Raw genomic sequence first — 17,275 nt, forward strand, 5'->3', positions numbered from 1 at the left:
TTAGCGACGTATTGTGGTTGCTAGCTCTTACTCATGCTCTTACTGTATCGGTAGGCGGCATTAGCTCGCTATAAACGATTGACCGCGAGCGTCTAATTGCAATAGCTAGCGCCTAATCGCAATGCCTTCGGCCGCTAAATAGGCTTTTAACTCACCAATGTTGATAATCGCCTTATGGAATACGCTCGCTGCCAGCGCGGCATCGACTTTAGCCTCAATAAATACATCGCGAAAATGCGCCATAGTTCCAGCACCGCCCGAGGCAATTAACGGCACGTCACAGATGGCGCGAACAAGACTTAACTGCTTGATATCATAGCCACCGCGCACGCCGTCTTGGTTCATCACATTGAGTACGATTTCACCACAACCTCGTTTTTGCACTTCTTCAACCCAGTCTTGGGTAAACCATTGGGTATCTTTGGTCGCAGCCTCATCGCCAGTAAATTGCTTTACTTTATAGCTGTTGCTGGTGGCATCGAAAAAGGAGTCGATACCAATCACGATACATTGGCGGCCGAACTCGTCCTGCAGGCGTGAGATCAAACTCGGATCGGTTAACGCGGGCGAGTTAATCGAAATCTTATCCGCACCAAAGGCTAATAACTCACGGGCTTGGCTAATGGTTTTAATACCCCCTGCCACACAGAAGGGAATATCAATCTGCTCCGCCACGCGGCTCACCCAAGATTTATCGACCACACGTTCATGGGCGCTGGCGGTAATGTCATAAAACACCAGCTCATCGGCGCCTTCTTCGGCATAACGCGCGGCTAAGGGCACGATATCACCGACAATTTCGTGGTTACGAAACTGCACGCCTTTCACTACTTTACCGTCTTTTACATCTAAACAGGGGACTAGTCGTTTGGCCAGCATTGGATTGCCTCCGCCACGTTAAACTGATTGATAAGCAAGGCTTTACCGATAATGATGCCCGCAGCGCCGCTGTCTCGCACGGCGGCAACATCATCAAGGGTCGCAATACCGCCGGAGGCTTGCCAAGCGATGTCGGGGAAGCTTGCAGCAATTTCTTGATAAAGCGCGGTATTCGCGCCCGTTAAGGTGCCATCACGGCTAATATCAGTCACCAGCGCGTGCTTTAAGCCGACCGCGCTAAAGGTTTCTACAAGGGATTCTAAACTCTTACCGCCACCACTTTGCCAACCGGATACGGCGACCATTTTCTCGCCGCTCTGGTTGATATTGACATCGAGCGCGAGGCAAATCGCTTCGCTGCCGTATTTGATAAACCATTGTTTGACTAACTCAGGTTCTTTCACCGCCAGTGAGCCGATCACCACGCGTTTTACACCGATAGCTAATAATTCAGTGACTTGCTCTTCTGTACGAATACCGCCGCCCACTTGAATATTGGCGTTTAGTCCCGCCACTAATTCACTGATAAGGCGAGTTTGGCGTTTCGCGGGATCTTTCGCACCCGTTAAATCAACGATATGCAACCACTTAGCGCCTTGTGCCTCGTAGGATTGCAACTGCGCCAAAGGACTTAAATCAAAGGTAGTCTGCTGGGCGTAATCGCCTTGATAAAGGCGGACGACATTGCCATCAATTAAATCGATCGCAGGAATGATCATAAGTTTAAAACCTCGATTGATTTATTTATAAGTGGTTTATTAGTAGTTAGTTTTTTGCTAAGTAATTTATTCATTGGTCAGCCTTTCCTGCTCCAGCTTGTCCATCAGCGCTTCATCCATCAGCAAAAAGTTACGCAGAATTTGCGCGCCCACGGCGGCACTTTTTTCGGGGTGGAACTGCACGCCCATAAAGTTGCCTTTGCCAATGGCGGCGCTAAAACCTTCACCATAGGTACATTGGGCTAAGGTAAATTCACTCAACGGCGCGCGGTAACTGTGGACGAAATATACATAACTGCCATCTTCAATACCCGCAAATAGCGGGTGAACGCTAGGGGTTTTGGCTCCTTGTGAGTTTGTCGTTAGCTTAAGTTGGTTCCAGCCCATGTGCGGTAAAGGTAAGCCTTCAGCTTTGAGTAACTGGGTATCCAGCTCGCAAATGTCGGTTGGGATTATGCCTAAGCATTTGCAGTCTTGACCTTTGCCGCCACGCTCCTTAGAAATCGCCGCCAACATTTGCATGCCAAGGCACACACCCAGCACAGGTTGAGTCAGGCCTTGAATGAGTTCGACCAAGCCTTTTTCATGTAAGGACGCCATGGCTGCACCCGCCGTGCCCACACCCGGCAGTACCACACGTTTTGCCGCTTTGATTTTGGCTTTATCGTCTGTGACCAATACCTTAGCGCCTAAACGCTCGAAGGCGAAACGTACTGAGTTTAAATTGGCGCAGCCCGTGTCTATGATGACGGTTTCAGCATCTGATGATTCATTTGCTGTTAATTGCTGGCCAGCTGTTAATAGAGTGTCTTGTTGCATCCTAACCTCTTAAACGATTTATGCTGATGCCTTAAAGCACGCCTTTGCTCGATGGCAGAATATCGCCTTCGACTTTAACCGCTTGGCGTAGCGCGCGGCCGAGCACTTTAAACAGGGCTTCAACCTTGTGGTGATCGTTATCACCTTCGGCGGCGACATGTAGCGTACAGCGCAGGCCATCGGCAAAGGATCGGAAGAAGTGCGGCACCATTTCAGTGGCCATTTCGCCGACGTGCTCACGCTCAAAATTGGCCGAGAATTTGATAAAAGGACGACCAGAGATATCCAGCAGACATTCGCCCTTGGCTTCGTCCATCGGCAGGCTAAAGCCGAAACGGGCAATGCCGCGTTTGTCACCGAGCGCTTGGCGCAGGGCATCACCTATGGCTAGTGCCGTGTCTTCGATGCTGTGGTGATCGTCGATTTCCAGATCGCCATCGACTTTCACATCCATTCTAAAATTACCGTGGGTGGCAATTTGATCGAGCATGTGGTCGAAAAAGCCAATGCCAGTGTCGATTTTGCCTTTAACGGGGCTGTCGAGATCAACAGTTACGCGAATATCGGTTTCTTTGGTGGTACGCACAACAGTGGCGGTGCGGCCTTTATTCAGCAGCGCATCGGCGATGGCGTTCCAGCCTAAAGTGTCGCGTTGATATTTAAGGCTTTTAATGCCCATGGCATTGCCGAGTTCCACATCAGTTTCGCGATCGCCAATCACCGCCGATTGGGTGAAATCGATGAAGCCTTGGGTGAGATAGTCTTTTACTAGCCCAAGCTTAGGTTTACGGCAGCTGCAATTTTCATCAAAAAAGTGCGGGCAAATCACCACATCTTCAAAGTTAACCCCTTGGCTTTTGAGGATTTGCATCATCATATTGTGGGGCGCATCGAAATCTTCCTGTGGGAAAGACGGTGTGCCAAGGCCGTCTTGATTGCTGACCATGACTAAACGAAACCCCGCCTTTTGCAGACGTAGCAAAGCGGGGATCACCTGTGGCTCGAACACTAATTTAGCCAGACTATCGACCTGTTTGTCGGTGACGGGTTCTTCAATCAAGGTGCCATCGCGGTCGATAAACAGAATTTTTTGTGCAACGTTCGGGATAAATTGTGGGTTCATGGCTCTACCTTCAAATTCAATTCGTTTAGCTAATGCTTAAGCTGATTTCACCTTCAGCGCGGCATTCGCTTTTTATTGGTTTTATTAGTTTTTATGTTCAGTTACTTATTATTCGTTTCTGGTGACAGCTCAGTGCGTTGCGATTCAAATAAATTCACTAACACATCGGTATCCGCCTTAGAACTAAAGCTAAAGCGGATAGCCTTGGCAAGCCTTGGGTCTTTGTAGGCGCGGGCGACAACACCGCTGCCTTGCAGTAACGCTGCGACCTTGGCGACATCATCAAATTCAGCCAGCACATAATTGCCGTTAGGCTTAAGCACGCGGGCGCGCGAATCTGAACTATTCGATTTTGAACAATAAGTGCTGATCGCCGCTGTGAGTCTGGCGCCTTGCTCATTTAATTCAGCAACTTGCACTTTCATTCGCGCAACGCCTACGCTTGATAGCGCCTGCGTGGCGACCTCACTCACTGGCAGCGGCACAGGATAGGGCGCAATCACGCGCATAATAATTTCGACTACGGCCTCGTTTGCTAGCATAAAACCACAACGTGCGCCGGCGAGTGCAAAAGCTTTTGACAGGGTGCGTAGCACCACTAGATTAGGATAACTTTCCAGTAAATCCGCCACACTGTATTCAGGGCAAAACTCAATATAGGCCTCATCGATGACCACAAGCGAATCGGGCAGGGCTTTGATCGCTTGCTCGATAATGGCTTTGTCTATCACAGTCCCGGTCGGATTATTGGGATTACAGATAAACACCAGTTTTGCGCCGCGAACGTCCTCGGCATAGCTTGTCGGCAAGCCATATTCTGCGCTGAGATTTAACGCTTTAACGCCCACATTAAAGGTGTTCGCGCTGATGGCATACATGCCGTACGTTGGGCCAAAGCAGGCGATGCTGTCGACGCCTGGAATACAAAAGGCGCGAATTAACAGCTCAATCGCTTCATCGGCGCCGCGGCTGGCGACTATCTTGCTGGCGCTCACGCCGCTGTATTCGCTGTAGGCATTGATAAGCTGCGGCGGTTGGCATTCTGGGTAACGATTCAATTTCGATAAATCGAGCGCTGCCTTATCGACATTATTGAACGGCGATTCGTTGGCATTGATCCAAATATCACCACGACCGCCCAGTCTGCGGGCACTTTGGTAGGGCGTTAAATCCAGTAATTCAGGGCGCGCTAGGCGCTCGGCTAAATTTAGCGACGCCGATTGCGTTAACGTTGATGGTGCTAACGTCGATGCTAATGCTGCGGGTTCTGCTGTCTTTTCCATGCTGCTCACTTGGCTCATTTTCTTCACTCACATCTCATTATGCGGATCATTTCTTAAGGCTAGCTAAACGTACTGCGACGGCATTTTTGTGTGCATCGAGCAATTCGTTACTGGCTAATGTCATGACCGCTTGTCCCAGTCCAATTAAGCCTTTAGCGCTGAGTTCCTGCACGGTAAAGCGGCGGCTAAAATCAGCTAATGACAGACTCGACACGGCGCGACTGTAACCGTAAGTCGGCAGCACGTGGTTGGTGCCACTGGCATAATCGCCAACAGATTCAGGCGTATAAGCGCCTAAAAATACCGAGCCAGCGGCGCGAATGTTTTTCAACACCTCACGGGGAAAGCGCGTTTGAATGATCAAGTGCTCAGGCCCATATTGATTAGAAACCTGCGCGGCTTGCAGCATATCGTCAACAACAAAAGTGCGACTGCTCAGTAGCGCCGTTGCCGCGATATCACAACGCGGCAGGACGGCGAGTTGTCTTGTTAGTGCATCATTGACGCCGTCCGCGATAGCTTGCGAATCCGTTACTAAAATCACTTGTGAATCAGGGCCGTGCTCAGCTTGTGAAAGCAAATCGGCGGCGATAAATTCGCAATTCGCGTCGCTATCGGCAATCACCAACACCTCAGAAGGACCAGCCGGCATATCGATACACACAGTGCAGCGACCATCCTGTGACACTAAGCGTTTAGCTTCAGTCACATAGCGATTACCTGGGCCAAAAATCTTATCAACCGCCGGAATTGTTTCTGTGCCAAAGGCCAGTGCTGCAATCGCCTGCGCGCCGCCCACTTGATAGATTTCAGTGATCCCGCAGGCATTGGCGGCATAGATAATGGCATCGTTGATCGGCGGTGGACTGACCAATACTCTTTGTTCGCAGCCGGCGATCTTGGCGGGCAGGGCAAGCATCATCACGGTAGAAATTAATGGCGCGCTACCACCGGGGATATATAAACCGACTTTTTCAATTGGTTCGCTACGTAACTCGCAGCGTACTCCCGCCTCGGTTTCCATATCAATCGGGCGAAATTGCTGGGCGCTGTGAAACACATCTATATTCGCCATGGCTTTGGATATAGCTGCTTTCAGCTCCGGTGACACCCGTGCACACGCTGCGGCAATCTCACTTTCGCCCATGCGCAGTTCGCCACTTCCTTTTCCACTTAAATCTTTGGTTGCGCTATTAAAGCCATCAAACTTTTGATTAAACTCTGCAATGGCCGCATCACCGCGGCTTGCCACCGCATCGAGAATGGCGCGAACGCTTTGCTCTAAGCCACTATCACCAATTAAGGGTGAACGTTTGAGAGCATCTTTCTGTTCGGCGATTGATAAGGTTGACCAAGTTAGGATATCCATACATTACCCCATCATTTTTTCGATTGGCATCACCAGAATCGAACTAGCACCGAGTGCAGTTAGTTGTTCCATGGTATCCCAGAACAAATCTTCGGTACTGACGGCGTGAATAGCCACGCGGTTAGTGTCATCGTTTAATGGCAATACGGTAGGGTTTTCGGCGCCGGGCAGCAGGGCGACGATTTGATCTAAGGTTTCGGTTGGCGCGTGCAGCAGGATGTATTTGCTCTCACGGGCGCGGATAACGCCATTGACGCGGGACAGAATTTTGTCGATGAGTGCTTGTTTAGTCGGTGTTTGGGTTTGGGTCGATTGAATGATGCAGGCCATAGAGCGGTAAATCACTTCAGTTTCGTATAAACCGTTGGCTTCTAAGGTAGCGCCCGTCGACACCAGATCACAAATACCATCGGCAAGGCCGGCACGTGGGGCGACTTCAACCGAGCCTTTTAACATACAGTCGCGATAAGTTATGCCTTTTTGTTGCATAAAACGGCGCAGCAGGTTCGGGTAAGAAGTGGCGATGCGTAATCCTTCTAAAGAGGAGGCATCGGCGTAACTGAATTCTGTTGGTACGGCTAACGAGAGGCGACATGAACCGAAATCTAACTGACGCAGTTTGAGGCAATCTGCAGGTTTGTTCAGGGTTTGACGCTCGATTTGTTCTTCTTCGAGCACGTTTTCCCCTATGATCCCCATATCAACCACGCCGTCCATCACCAATCCTGGGATATCGTCATCACGAACGCGCAGTAAATCGATAGGCATATTGTCGGCGTGAGCAATAAGGCGTTGTTCATTAATGGAAAATTTAACACCACAGCTTTTTAGCAGTTGCTGAGAGTCAGTAGAAAGACGACCAGATTTTTGGATGGCGATGCGTAAACGGTTCGATTCAGTCATAGTGTTATCTCGCTCAAAAGTATCAAAATTAAAAGATTCAAAAGTGTGTTGTTTAATCGGTTTAATACGTCTTGCCGTTTAATGGACTCTAGCTAAGTAATCTTGCTAAGAGCTCTAGCTAACGTATTGATAATTTGTAAAATATCTAAAATTTCTTATTAAATTAAAATCAAAATTAAAACCAAAATTAGCGCCTAAATGCAAAAAACCCCCGGAATTCCTTCCAGGGGTTTATGATCATCTTGAATCAGTCCGCCAGAAGGATATAGTCCTCCGGCAGTGAGCGTCCGAAGGCTACCGCATATGGTGGTGATGGTGGTGAATAGCGTTCAGTAGTGGGCTCATTTTACTCTCTCGGTATTTAGCTTTATTGGCTCAACTGCTCGAAATACAGTGAAGCGTTGAATGCGTTGTTACGGACGTCTATCCGTATAAGTGGATTTAAACTAACCGCTTTTATGAGCCTTTGCAACAGCAATTTTGAATTAAATGAGAATATTTATGCGTTTTTGTGAAAGGCAGGTGGTTATCGCTAAATAAAGCCATTGAGCATATTTGTTGAGGGGATGTTGAAAGTGGACCGAAATGTGTTGGAAAGTCGTGCAGGGGATTCGTAACTTGAGTTGTGCGGTGCTGTGCGTTTACTGATATCTACTCACGTAGGCTTGCCATGGCATTTACTCACCGACTCGCAGCCCGTCCTTGGATGCTCGCCCCGTCCATGGGGCGGACGATCGTCTCGCTAATCACCATAGCGCACCTTTTGTGCATTCGTGTTGTCTGTAAGTTCAAAAGGCTAGAGCTAGCACTAACAATTACTGTATTTTTTATTTCAATTGGTTATGTGGCCACTATTTTTTAGAATTAGTTATAGATGTTTTAGAAAAGCCGATTTGTTAAGGCTGAAAACATACTGAGTACACTTTTTGACAAAATCTTGTTAGATTTTCAGCTCTAATCGGTGAGTTTCGAATTAAAATATCTATGGATTAACGCCTGCAATAAGGTGTACGAACTACAAATCAAAACAGACGGGTGTAACACATTGCCTTGATTGTTAAGTGGTTACATCTGAAACTTAAGTGTTACTAGCTCTTTTTCTTCCAAATGGCAAACTCGCAGAGCATAAGATAAATTGGTTTCGCCATCTAGATTCCCACTAACCGAAGTTACAAAGACTTCATAATCTTCTGGATTCGGAAAGTGTTTCAGCATTAGCAATTGAATAGAAAACAAAACAATGCGTGTTGCGCAGTCGACTAAGTCTATTTCGGCACATACAGGAAGGTTTTCGCCATCTGGATATGGAAACTCCATACTACCATGTGCAAATAAATTTCTTAATTCATAAACTCCATATAAACCAACACCAGTAGCGCCAAATTCATCTGTCGCTGAAATACGTTTCTCTACACGGTCATAGCCAATTGATTGTAAGGCTAAAGCTCTAAACAAAGTAGTTTGAGTTAATAACTCCGGTATTGGTTCTGACTTATTAAAAGAACTTAACCAAAGGCAAGTATCTCTAATTTTTCCTCGTTTAGATTTATCGGGGTTCTTAGGCGGCTTAACTATATCTATCGTAGATTCAAGTGCTCCCCACACGAAATTGAAGATTGCTAATTTTGTAGCAAATATAGGCAGTAATTTATCTCTTGCCAGATCAAATTCATCAGCAGGTGCACACCATCCGAAACTTTGATTATATTTAATTGTATCCAAAGATACCGATTCAATAGATGCTGAGATATGAAGCCACTGATAGACACCACCCCACTCAACTACGTCATCAGTAGAAAATACAATGTGTGACAGTGTCGCGATATGATCATCAAGTTGTATCAATAATTTGTCCTCTCAAGCGGCGTTGTTGATTAAATCATTTCATATAAGGTAATCATTCCAAGGCTTCTGGCAGATTAAGCAACTTGCTGTCGAACGGGCATACCCAGTCTAATGACTTTGTTCATCGCCTTCACACCAGTTAACGCCTCAGCGACTTGCCCATTATAATCACGCAAACTTAGCATTGGACTATTCAACCGTTTATATCGGCCCATGGCAGTCTCTGCTAGTGACGATTTCCAAGCCGATTTCCAAGCCACCCATGATGCGAAACATAACCTACAACACCTAAGTCGCATTTACCAAAGGTATTTTACAGAGGTTGAAAGTCACATTTCCGAGGGGTTTTTGGTCGTTTTATATTCATTTGCCGATATTTAGCTGAAATTGGATGGATTAAGTTCGAGCCATATTCTCCACTGCGGTGGATTAATCAATTTGAACACTAAATTATCTCTGCTTCGGTCAGCTTGCCATTAAATACTGGCAGCTGTGTCGATAGTGCCTTCGTCGCTTTTCAAGGTGTTCGCAGTAACAAGTAAGTTCTTGCAAAGTACCCACGGGACCTTTAAATAGCTGCCCGAAATGGTGAGTGAGCTTAAGCCAATGCTCAGGCGGAATATTAAGGCGACTCAGTAAGCTAGCACTGCTCGAACTGATACTCCCGCGTTTATCATCGCGAATAATTCTGCCGGTATCGTCGACAAGTTGTAGATACTCTTGTAAATTAAAGTGCAGCCCTTTAGGCATATTGTCCAGCTCATTACCGATAAAAGGTAATAATGTTTGAGGTTGTTTGCCTGCTAGTGCCGCACGGATACGCCGTTGAATACTGGTGAAATCCGAGGTTTCTGGTGTTGTGGCCAGTTGAGCGCGGATAGGGTTGAGGTCAACATAGGTCATACATGCGAGTACTGCCGTCTCATCGAGTAGGGCTTGGGATTTAAAACGGCCCTCCCAGAAGCGTCCAGTGCAGTTATCCTCTTGATTTGCCTTACGGGCGATAGGTTCATTTAACGCTCGCATAAACCAAGAGATATCACTTAAGCGACTGCGGTATAGGGCGATATGGTGTTTAAGGTTAGCCACGTCATGGGCTTCAACAACTTGCCCTTTGACAAATTGTTGTGTTAATTCAGTACCTTTAAATACTTGATGCCAATGCTCAAGCACTTCTCTATCACTCCATTGATTGGCTTGGAAAATATCCACACAAAGTACCAAGTGCAGATGGTTGCTCATCACTGCATATGCTGCAACATCAATAGCAAAAACCTGAGCCAGTTTAAGTAATTGCAGCTCTACCCATTCACGTCTATGGTCGTAATTTTTACCAGAGAAAAGGTCTTCACCACATAAATAGGCACGTCTAACTACCCGACTACAGCAGTGATAAAAAGGCGTATCTTCCAAACTGACTTGAGTTCTCCTTGGTTGTGGCATCATCACACTCCTTGTGCGGGGAAACAGACACTAAGCCTAGTTGCGAAATTGGTGATTCACCAAGAAGCACCATGAAACTCGCAATAATTAACAATGGGTGGCTTAGAAAAACTATGGGTGGCTTAGAAAAACTACAGCTTAGAAAAACTGAGAAAAACTCTGCGCGTACTCAAGTATCTTGTTTTGGGAGCTTTGTATCAAAACTGACTACCCATAATGAACAGCTTTAAATGGTGGCTCATGTATGGCGCGAGGGAAAGAACCCGCGAAATTATTCTTGCTAACTTGTAGTCTTATCTTAAATCAGCATAATGCTTCGAGCTGTTAAGCTTAACACTATTGTTTATGGTAGCTGTTTGCGGCACTAACCAGTGCTTGTGGTTAAGTAAAGTCATTACAATGCACTCGCTCAGCAGCCCCGCAGCAGCTTATAGTGTGGCCTTACTACATTGTTTTATACCGCTCCCTAACACCTTAATAAAGGATTGATTCTCCCTTTGACTCGCTCCCGCCAACCGACATCAAAGCATGCTCCCTCTAAAGAAATAGTGGCTAAGCCTGCTGCCGCAAAAGGCGCTGCTGCGGTGAGCCGACTAGCGGGCGAAGTGCAACGGGCATTTTTGCCCGATGGAGTATTGTCGAAACATATTCAAGGGTTTAGTGCGCGCACAAGCCAAATGCAGATGGCGCAGCAAGTGAGTGAGGCGATAGCGTCTAAGGGTAATGTGGTGATTGAGGCGGGCACTGGGGTGGGTAAAACCTTTGCATATTTGATCCCCGCGATATTGAGCGGCAAGCAAGTTATCGTCAGTACCGGCAGTAAAAATCTGCAAGAGCAGTTGTTTTTTAAAGATTTACCCGCGCTGGTCGCCATGTTGGGAATTGAGCCCAAACTGGCGCTGCTAAAGGGGCGCAATAATTATCTGTGCCAGTGGCGACTCGATAAGCAAATGAGCGAGGCGACACGTATCGATGCGCGTTTGTTGGATGATTTGTTGAAAATCAATCAGTGGGCGAGCACCTGTAAAGATGGTGATATTGGCGGTTTAACCTCAGTACCTGAGAATTCCTCGGCGTTGCCGCTCGTAGTCAGTACTAAAGAAAGCTGTATTGGTAAGCGCTGCGATTTTTATGATGCCTGCTTTACGCGCAAGGCGCGCAGCCGAGCCATGGATGCCAAAATCATCGTGGTTAACCACCATTTGTTTTTCGCTGATAGCGTACTTAAAGACACGGGCTTTGCCGAGTTACTGCCCGATCCCGACGTAGTGATTTTCGATGAAGCGCATTTATTACCCGATATTTGCGTTAACTATTTTGGCCAGCAATGTTCGAGTCGCACTATCGATGATTTTATTCAAAAGCTACTCGCTATTTATCAGACCGAACTCAGTGATACTGGGCAACTCGCGCAATTTTGTCAGCGTTGCCTCGCTAAATTAAGTGACTGGCATAATCAGTTATATTCCTGCGGTGAATCCGACTGGCGTTTAGTGCTGGGCAATAAAGCGCTCGCGGCGGCATCATGGGATTTATTAGCGGAATTAACTGCGCTGCAGAATTTATTAATGGCCCATATTGGCCGCAGTGAATTGTTAGATGATATCGCCATCAAGTTGGCAGAGCTGAATAATAAGCTCAGTGTGTTTTTTAACTGTGATAATAATCTGGCGGCCTACAGCATCGAATTTGGCAGTCGCTTTGTGGTGCTACGAATTTCACCGATCAATATTGCCCGTGAGTGCCAGCAGTTATTTGTGCCTGAAACCAGCTGGATATTTACCTCGGCAACCTTGCAGGTTAACCGCAGCCTTGCCCATTTCGCCAGAGAAATGGGCATCGTCGATGCGCAGCAAAGCATTCTCGACAGTCCCTTCGATTATCCCCGCCACGCGGTATTTTGTGTGCCGAGACAACTTGGCAGCGTGACCAATCAACAGCAAGCATTAAAGCAGCTGGTGGAGGTGTGCGTGCAAGCGATAGACGCGGCGCAGGGACGGACTTTTATTTTATTTACCAGCCATAAAATGCTCGAACAAGCGGCGTTGGCACTGCGAACTCGCACTCAGTATCCGCTGCTAGTACAAGGTCAAGCGGGTAAACAGAGTCTGCTGACGAAGTTTCGCCAACTCGGAAATGCGGTGTTGCTCGGCACCAGCAGTTTTTGGGAAGGGGTGGATGTGCGCGGCAAATTGTTAAGCTGCGTGATCATCGACAAATTACCTTTTGTGTCGCCCGATGAGCCTTTGTATCGTGCTCGAGCCGACAATGTGAGTCGTCAGGGACTCGATCCTTTTACTGAGGTGTCGTTACCTCAGGCGATTATTGCTCTGAAACAAGGTGTTGGCCGTCTTATTCGTGATGAAAAAGATCGCGGTGTGCTGATCCTTTGTGATAATCGCATCGTGAATCGCTATTACGGCCAAGCCTTTTTAAATTCATTGCCGCCGATGGCGCGCACTCGTGACTTAGATAAAGCGCTGACTTTCTTGAGAGGGATATCTTGAGGATTAATCAGATATTTACTGGTTATATATCAATAACATTAAAGCGTAGATGAAACTTGCCACTTACAATCAGTCGGTGGCAAGTCCCGTTGAAATTAGGCTAAACAGCATTTAGCCTAATGATGTTCTTCAACATAAATTTTTACAATGAGAGTCAATTAATGGCAGTCTTTACAGGAATCAGCAGGCGCTTTTTCTTCGTGGGCGATATGGCAAGTCGTGCATTCTACTACGCCATCATGCTTAGCATGAGCTTCCCCAGTGAGGGTTTTCATTTCACCATGGCATGAAATACATTGCTGATTTTCAAACGCCAAGTCTGCTGAAGGCGCTTTATCTTTGTGGCAAGATTCACACTCAGCTCTTTCAGAATGGCTATCGGCAAGTGATGCCGCCATTAAATTAGTCGACAAGCACAGTGCAGCGATTAGCATCATCTTTTTAAACATATCATTTTCCTTCTTTTATTTTTAGGTTAAATCATCATTCTTAAACCGGCACATCACTTATTGCATCATGTGAGTATGTTATGGATGTAAATTTCTATTTAAGGTTAAAGATGTATTTTATAAAATCGTTATTGCACAGTTTTAATATATCGCTCATTGTCATTACTATGCAATTCATGGCTTTTATGGTGAAATATAAAAATATAGATTTTAATTTTAAGGTCGTTTAGGGTTAGGACGCCTTACGTTGGTATAATAAGTTTTTAAAGTGGTAAAATATTGATCATTATCAAAAGTGACTGAGTTAATGTTTTTTTAGTTAAAAACTATGATTAAGGTTATGTCGCAGGGTTTATTATCTTAATGAGTTAATCTTTTTTCTATAATTCTATTTATGAAAATACTGACTTGGTCATGTAAATGATAAAAAATGACTTTATTGTTTATTTAAGATGGTAATTCTATGAGTTTTGTCGTCGCTTTTACGTTTTTAGCGGTAAGGTCACTCCCTTAACCTATAGCTCTGAAGTAAGGGAGTTCATTAGGGCAAAAATGACCGATACCAGATGGGTTCTGCGGAGATTATTTACTGGGAGTAAAAATAAAGTGCTGAGTTTTTTACCCTAATAAAACATTAAGCTTAATGACTAAAGTGAGTCGCGTACAAACTGCAATAAACGATTATTTGCTGGCATCGCGATATCATGCTGAAGTGTTAACTCTTGCTCACTAGCGAGCTGACAAATCCATTCTATATCGCGAATACCGCTGGCGGGGTCGCGCTGTTTTAAAAAACCATCAAACTGGCGATTGCTGTCACTGCTAAACTCGCCTTGATAGTTAAACGGGCCGTAGATGCACAGGGTCTTGAGTTGGGGGAGATACAGACCAAGGCCAGTAAAAAACGCTTCTACCATGTTTTTGCTCATAATATGCAAAGTATTGGCGCTGAAAACGGCGTCAATCTCGGGTGTTAAGCCGTCCACCGGCCATGGCGCGGTAACATCAAGGATAATGGGTAAAACTAGATTTGCCGTTGCATCGCATAGCCTGCCTTCTTGCTTGCACCTTGCGCTAATGACCTCAATATATTCAGCTTGATCGCTGGTTTGCCAGATTAAATGGGGCAGATTGGCGGCAAAATACACCGCATGTTGGCCCGTGCCACTGCCGATTTCGAGTACATGCTGGTTGAGTGAGAATGCTTGTGTTAATACCGCTAAAATCGGTGCTTTGTTGTTTTCGCACGCTTGGGAAAACGGCAGTTGGGTCATTGGTTGGACAATTGGCAATCGTGGCATAATGGACTCTAGGTTGCTGAGATAAAAAGAGGATAACGCCGCACAAGCCTATCTTAAACCAGCAAAAAGTATAAGGTTTAAAAGATAAAATGAGCCACGCTTTAATCCTAGGTTCTTCAATCAGAAGCCATTCCTGCTTCCTTTGTTATGTCCAGCAAGCGGTTAACTCAATCCACGGTTGACCTCGATCTCAACTCAGATATACTCTCAAATTCTGAACGCTTGTAAAAAATATAAAACAACATCGACGGGTAACGTGTTAACGCTAGCGCTCACAGACTAAGACTCAACACTAATCACCAGAACACAGCTTTCAGTACTTAACTTTCAACATCAAGGAATGACTATGTCAGCAGAGCGTTGCGCCTCCTACTACAATGCCACCATTGACCAAGAGTCAGATTATCCTGCGCTTGAAGGCGACATTCGAGTCGATGTGGCGATTGTCGGTGGCGGGTTTACCGGCGTGGCAACGGCGTTGGAATTATCCGAGAAGGGCTACAAGGTGGCACTTATTGAGGCTAATAAAATTGCGTGGGGCGCAACCGGACGCAACGGCGGGCAGGTGACGGGCAGTTTGTCTGGCGATGCAGCGATGACAAAACAACTGCGCCGCCAGATTGGCAATGAAGCTGAAGAGTATGTGTGGAATTTACGTTGGCGCGGCCACGACATTATTAAAAATCGGGTGGCCAAGTACGGCATAGACTGTGATTTAAAGTTTGGTCATATCCAAACCGCTTACCAGATGCAGCACATGCACGAGCTTAAGGCGATGCATGATGAGGCACAGCGCCGCGGCATGGGTGAATTTATGACGCTGGTATCCGCCGATGAAATACCCGCCTATTTAGGTTCGCCCTTGTATCACGGCGGCTTAATCAATCGGCGTAATATGCATTTGCACTCAGTCAATTTATGCCTGGGTGAAGTCCGCGCCGCAGCAGGTCTTGGGGCATTAATCTTTGAAAACTCACCCGTGCTCGATATTGAAGAAGGCGATCTTGCTACCGTTGTCACCGCCAAGGGAAAAGTGCGCGCCAACAGTGTGCTGATCGCCGGTAATGCTTACCATAAACTCGCCCGTCCAAAACTGCGTGGCATGTTATTTCCGGCGTCCTTAGGCAATTGCGCCACAGCGATTCTGCCCGATGAGATCGCTTTACAAATCAATCCGCAGGATTTAGCCGTGTACGATTGCCGCTTTGTACTGGATTACTATCGCCTGACCGCGGATAAACGGCTGATGTTCGGCGGCGGCACTAACTACAGCGGCCGCGATCCTAAAAATGTGGCGGCGGAATTACGGCCCGCGATTGAGCGTACGTTTCCACAATTAAAGGGCGTTGATATCGAATTTGCCTGGGCGGGAATGGCAGGCATTGTGATTAACCGTATTCCGCAGCTTGGCAAAGTGTCGCCTAATGTATTCTATTGCCAAGGATATTCTGGGCACGGAGTGGCGACATCGCACATTATGGCCGAGATCATGGCCAATGCGATGGATGGGCAATTGCGTGAATTTGATTTGTTTGCCGCCATGCGTCATATCCGCATTCCGTTAAATGAATGGTTTGGTAATCAAGCGTTGGCGTTAGGTATGTTGTATTACACTTTGCGGGAAAACTGGCGCTAGTCTGCGCCGTGTTGTCTGCCATCAATCAATCTGCTCAAACAGTATTTAATCCTGCTCGGCGAGTTTTTCGGCGAGGTAATCCACCAATACACGGATCTTGGCCGACAGGTGGCGATTTTGCGGATAGAGTGCCCAAATGCCTTCTTTGGCTTCGCGGTGACTGTCAAGGAAGGAGAGTAACCGTCCGGCTTGAATATCTTCTTCAATATAATAATCAGGCAGTTGAACTATCCCTATGCCCTTTAGTGCCGCATCCCTTAATGCGTAGCCACTGTTACAATTGAGATTGCCGCGGACTTTAATATTGCGCTCGCGGCCATTTTCTACAAAGCGCCAGTAATTATGATTACCGATCAAACAATTGTGCTGGCTAAGTTCTGATAAGGTATGGGGCTGACCGTATTTTTCCACATAGCTTGGTGAGGCAGCGACATAGTGAGTGCGGCTGCTGAGCGGTTTGGCCATCAGGCTCGAATCTGCGAGTTTTCCGAGGCGAATGGCCAGATCGTAACCGCCTTCAATCAAGTCCAAGGTGCGATTGGTCAAGTCGACGCTAAACTCAACGCTGGGATATTGCACCATAAAATCATTGAGTAATGGCATGATAAATTTCTCGCCATAGGCGACGGGCGCTGTGAGTTTGACTAAGCCTTGGGGTGAGTCCTTTAGGTTTGAGATGGCGCGCTCGGCTTCTTCTAACCCCGTTTGTAATTGGCGGCAATGACGATAATAAATCGTGCCTTCTTCGGTTAACGACACTTTGCGGGTTGTGCGGTAAAAGAGTTTTGTGCCAAGGCGATTTTCTAAGGTGCTCACTTGGCGGCTAACGTGGGCGGTGGAGATATTCAGCCGCTGCGCTGCTAGGGTAAAACTTTCGGCCTCGGCCACTGCGACAAATTCAGAAATGCCATCCCAGAGATACATTGTTGTTACTCAGTAAAAATGAATTGCTTGAATACTAGATTGTCTCTCGCTGAGAAACAAATACAATCCTCCTAT

At 46.7% G+C, this 17,275-nt stretch carries 14 protein-coding genes and 1 pseudogene; 2 read left to right on the top strand and 13 right to left on the bottom strand.

Annotated elements, in window-relative coordinates:
• Positions 1-105 precede the first annotated feature (105 nt).
• The 10 genes and pseudogenes from hisF to ACRN9H_RS03520 all read right to left on the bottom strand — a co-directional run bounded on the left by hisF (position 106) and on the right by ACRN9H_RS03520 (position 10,383).
• The gene (gene hisF, locus ACRN9H_RS03475) at positions 106-879 is read right to left on the bottom strand and encodes an imidazole glycerol phosphate synthase subunit HisF (RefSeq protein ID WP_006081894.1); all 774 of its coding nucleotides are present in this window, start codon (positions 877-879) and stop codon (positions 106-108) included.
• Complete coding sequence (hisA, locus tag ACRN9H_RS03480) at positions 861-1,598, bottom strand: 1-(5-phosphoribosyl)-5-[(5-phosphoribosylamino)methylideneamino]imidazole-4-carboxamide isomerase (protein WP_432312481.1); 738 nt, start codon at positions 1,596-1,598, stop codon at positions 861-863. Before hisA ends, hisF begins: the two co-directional genes overlap by 19 nt.
• Positions 1,599-1,664: 66 nt before the next feature.
• Positions 1,665-2,417, bottom strand: a complete 753-nt coding sequence (hisH, locus tag ACRN9H_RS03485) for an imidazole glycerol phosphate synthase subunit HisH (protein WP_432312482.1) — start codon at positions 2,415-2,417, stop codon at positions 1,665-1,667.
• A gap of 31 nt (positions 2,418-2,448) precedes the next feature.
• Positions 2,449-3,540, bottom strand: coding sequence for a bifunctional histidinol-phosphatase/imidazoleglycerol-phosphate dehydratase HisB (hisB, locus tag ACRN9H_RS03490; RefSeq protein WP_432312483.1), 1,092 nt, complete (start codon positions 3,538-3,540; stop codon positions 2,449-2,451).
• 101 nt (positions 3,541-3,641) lie between these two features.
• Positions 3,642-4,841: a histidinol-phosphate transaminase gene (gene hisC, locus ACRN9H_RS03495; protein WP_432312530.1), complete on the bottom strand. Its 1,200-nt coding sequence runs from the start codon at positions 4,839-4,841 to the stop codon at positions 3,642-3,644.
• 28 nt (positions 4,842-4,869) lie between these two features.
• A complete protein-coding gene (gene hisD / locus ACRN9H_RS03500; RefSeq protein WP_432312485.1) occupies positions 4,870-6,192 on the bottom strand; it encodes a histidinol dehydrogenase in 1,323 nt (440 codons plus the stop codon).
• Positions 6,193-6,195: 3 nt separating this feature from the next.
• On the bottom strand, positions 6,196-7,095 hold the full coding sequence (gene hisG / locus ACRN9H_RS03505) for an ATP phosphoribosyltransferase (protein ID WP_006086295.1): 900 nt from the start codon (positions 7,093-7,095) through the stop codon (positions 6,196-6,198).
• 1,065 nt (positions 7,096-8,160) lie between these two features.
• Positions 8,161-8,940, bottom strand: a complete 780-nt coding sequence (locus ACRN9H_RS03510; protein WP_006086296.1) for a hypothetical protein — start codon at positions 8,938-8,940, stop codon at positions 8,161-8,163.
• Between the two features lie 74 nt (positions 8,941-9,014).
• Positions 9,015-9,173: pseudogene (locus ACRN9H_RS03515) on the bottom strand (IS5/IS1182 family transposase); the annotation flags it as partial.
• A 232-nt stretch (positions 9,174-9,405) separates the two neighbouring features.
• Positions 9,406-10,383, bottom strand: coding sequence for a transposase (locus ACRN9H_RS03520; protein ID WP_432312531.1), 978 nt, complete (start codon positions 10,381-10,383; stop codon positions 9,406-9,408).
• Between the two features lie 497 nt (positions 10,384-10,880).
• Between ACRN9H_RS03520 and ACRN9H_RS03525 the strand changes: the two genes are divergently transcribed.
• Positions 10,881-12,890, top strand: coding sequence for an ATP-dependent DNA helicase (locus ACRN9H_RS03525; protein WP_432312486.1), 2,010 nt, complete (start codon positions 10,881-10,883; stop codon positions 12,888-12,890).
• A 158-nt stretch (positions 12,891-13,048) separates the two neighbouring features.
• On the opposite strand, the gene ACRN9H_RS03530 is transcribed toward ACRN9H_RS03525, so the two are convergent.
• Positions 13,049-13,339, bottom strand: coding sequence for a cytochrome c3 family protein (locus ACRN9H_RS03530; protein WP_432312487.1), 291 nt, complete (start codon positions 13,337-13,339; stop codon positions 13,049-13,051).
• A gap of 647 nt (positions 13,340-13,986) precedes the next feature.
• Positions 13,987-14,640: a DUF938 domain-containing protein gene (locus ACRN9H_RS03535; RefSeq protein WP_432312488.1), complete on the bottom strand. Its 654-nt coding sequence runs from the start codon at positions 14,638-14,640 to the stop codon at positions 13,987-13,989.
• A gap of 346 nt (positions 14,641-14,986) precedes the next feature.
• Here ACRN9H_RS03535 and ACRN9H_RS03540 point away from each other — a divergent pair, with 346 nt between their 5' ends.
• Positions 14,987-16,276: an NAD(P)/FAD-dependent oxidoreductase gene (locus ACRN9H_RS03540; RefSeq protein ID WP_432312489.1), complete on the top strand. Its 1,290-nt coding sequence runs from the start codon at positions 14,987-14,989 to the stop codon at positions 16,274-16,276.
• Between the two features lie 45 nt (positions 16,277-16,321).
• Here ACRN9H_RS03540 and ACRN9H_RS03545 read toward each other — a convergent pair whose 3' ends face one another.
• Positions 16,322-17,200: a LysR family transcriptional regulator gene (locus ACRN9H_RS03545; protein ID WP_014610473.1), complete on the bottom strand. Its 879-nt coding sequence runs from the start codon at positions 17,198-17,200 to the stop codon at positions 16,322-16,324.
• Positions 17,201-17,275 lie beyond the last annotated feature (75 nt).

Origin of the sequence: Shewanella sp. MF08487 (assembly GCF_050848685.1) — a bacterium.
GTDB classification, from domain to species: Bacteria; Pseudomonadota; Gammaproteobacteria; order Enterobacterales; family Shewanellaceae; genus Shewanella; species Shewanella glacialipiscicola.

Bases quoted from the DNA above. Each gene is read 5' to 3' on its own strand.
- hisF (WP_006081894.1), bottom strand. From the start codon at position 879: ATGCTGGCCAAACGACTAGTCCCCTGTTTAGATGTAAAAGACGGTAAA.
- hisA (WP_432312481.1), bottom strand. From the start codon at position 1,598: ATGATCATTCCTGCGATCGATTTAATTGATGGCAATGTCGTCCGCCTT.
- hisH (WP_432312482.1), bottom strand. From the start codon at position 2,417: ATGCAACAAGACACTCTATTAACAGCTGGCCAGCAATTAACAGCAAAT.
- hisB (WP_432312483.1), bottom strand. From the start codon at position 3,540: ATGAACCCACAATTTATCCCGAACGTTGCACAAAAAATTCTGTTTATC.
- hisC (WP_432312530.1), bottom strand. From the start codon at position 4,841: ATGAGCCAAGTGAGCAGCATGGAAAAGACAGCAGAACCCGCAGCATTA.
- hisD (WP_432312485.1), bottom strand. From the start codon at position 6,192: ATGGATATCCTAACTTGGTCAACCTTATCAATCGCCGAACAGAAAGAT.
- hisG (WP_006086295.1), bottom strand. From the start codon at position 7,095: ATGACTGAATCGAACCGTTTACGCATCGCCATCCAAAAATCTGGTCGT.
- ACRN9H_RS03520 (WP_432312531.1), bottom strand. From the start codon at position 10,383: ATGCCACAACCAAGGAGAACTCAAGTCAGTTTGGAAGATACGCCTTTT.
- ACRN9H_RS03530 (WP_432312487.1), bottom strand. From the start codon at position 13,339: ATGTTTAAAAAGATGATGCTAATCGCTGCACTGTGCTTGTCGACTAAT.
- ACRN9H_RS03535 (WP_432312488.1), bottom strand. From the start codon at position 14,640: ATGCCACGATTGCCAATTGTCCAACCAATGACCCAACTGCCGTTTTCC.
- ACRN9H_RS03540 (WP_432312489.1), top strand. From the start codon at position 14,987: ATGTCAGCAGAGCGTTGCGCCTCCTACTACAATGCCACCATTGACCAA.
- ACRN9H_RS03545 (WP_014610473.1), bottom strand. From the start codon at position 17,200: ATGTATCTCTGGGATGGCATTTCTGAATTTGTCGCAGTGGCCGAGGCC.